Consider the following 1,753-nt stretch of genomic DNA (forward strand, 5'->3'; position numbering starts at 1 on the left):
TGGGTGGTTGGTCGTTGTTTGAGAACTGCACAGTGAACGCGAGCATCTGTGGCCAAGTTTTTAAGGGCGCACGGTGGATGCCTTGGCACCAGGAACCGATGAAGGACGTGGGAGGCCACGATAGTCCCCGGGGAGTCGTCAACCAGGCTTTGATCCGGGGGTTTCCGAATGGGGAAACCCGGCAGTCGTCATGGGCTGTCACCCACCGCTGAATATATAGGCGGTGTGGAGGGAACGCGGGGAAGTGAAACATCTCAGTACCCGCAGGAAGAGAAAACAACCGTGATTCCGGGAGTAGTGGCGAGCGAAACTGGATGAGGCCAAACCTCAAGCGTGTGAGACCCGGCAGGGGTTGCGCTTGGGGGGTTGTGGGATCTCTCTTTCACAGTCTGCCGGCTGTGAGGCGAGTCAGAAACCGTTGATGTAGGCGAAGGACATGCGAAAGGTCCGGCGTAGAGGGTAAGACCCCCGTAGTCGAAACGTCAGCGGCTCGTTTGAGAGACACCCAAGTAGCACGGGGCCCGAGAAATCCCGTGTGAATCTGGCGGGACCACCCGTTAAGCCTAAATATTCCCTGGTGACCGATAGCGGATAGTACCGTGAGGGAATGGTGAAAAGTACCGCGGGAGCGGAGTGAAATAGTACCTGAAACCGTGTGCCTACAAGCCGTGGGAGCGTCGCGCATCGAGCTTGCTCGGTGCGTCGTGACTGCGTGCCTTTTGAAGAATGAGCCTGCGAGTTTGCGGTGTGTTGCGAGGTTAACCCGTGTGGGGAAGCCGTAGCGAAAGCGAGTCCGAATAGGGCGATCTGAGTAGCGCGCCCAAGACCCGAAGCGGAGTGATCTAGCCATGGGCAGGCTGAAGCGGAGGTAAGACTTCGTGGAGGGCCGAACCCACCAGGGTTGAAAACCTGGGGGATGACCTGTGGTTAGGGGTGAAAGGCCAATCAAACTCCGTGATAGCTGGTTCTCCCCGAAATGCATTTAGGTGCAGCGTCGTGTGTTTCTTGCCGGAGGTAGAGCACTGGATAGGCGATGGGCCCTACCGGGTTACTGACCTTAGCCAAACTCCGAATGCCGGTAAGTGAGAGCGCGGCAGTGAGACTGTGGGGGATAAGCTCCATGGTCGAGAGGGAAACAGCCCAGAGCATCGACTAAGGCCCCTAAGCGTACGCTAAGTGGGAAAGGATGTGGAGTCGCAGAGACAACCAGGAGGTTGGCTTAGAAGCAGCCACCCTTGAAAGAGTGCGTAATAGCTCACTGGTCTAGTGATTCCGCGCCGACAATGTAGCGGGGCTCAAGCGTACCGCCGAAGTCGTGTCATTGCAGCATATACGCCCAACGGCGGCTGTGATGGGTAGGGGAGCGTCGTGTGCCGGGTGAAGCTGCGCCGGAAGGCAGTGGTGGACGGTTCACGAGTGAGAATGCAGGCATGAGTAGCGATACATACGTGAGAAACGTGTGCGCCGATTGACTAAGGGTTCCTGGGTCAAGCTGATCTGCCCAGGGTAAGTCGGGACCTAAGGCGAGGCCGACAGGCGTAGTCGATGGATAACCGGTTGATATTCCGGTACCCGCTTTGAAACGCCCAATATCGAGCCCATTAATGCTAAGGCCGTGAAGCCGCCCTGGAGCCTTCGGGTGAAGGGGAGTGGTGGAGCCGCCGATCCAAGGTGGTAGTAGGTAAGCGATGGGGTGACGCAGGAAGGTAGTCCAGCCCGGGCGGTGGTTGTCCCGGGGTAAGGGTGTAGGAAC

General features: G+C 58.0%; 1 rRNA gene (only partly in view). It reads left to right on the plus strand.

What is annotated here, in order from left to right:
* Positions 1-50: 50 nt before the first annotated feature.
* Positions 51-1,753, plus strand: a 23S ribosomal RNA gene (locus AC07GB_RS39790); it runs 1,268 nt beyond the window's last position.

It is taken from the genome of Streptomyces sp. NPDC045778 (genome assembly GCF_056431945.1).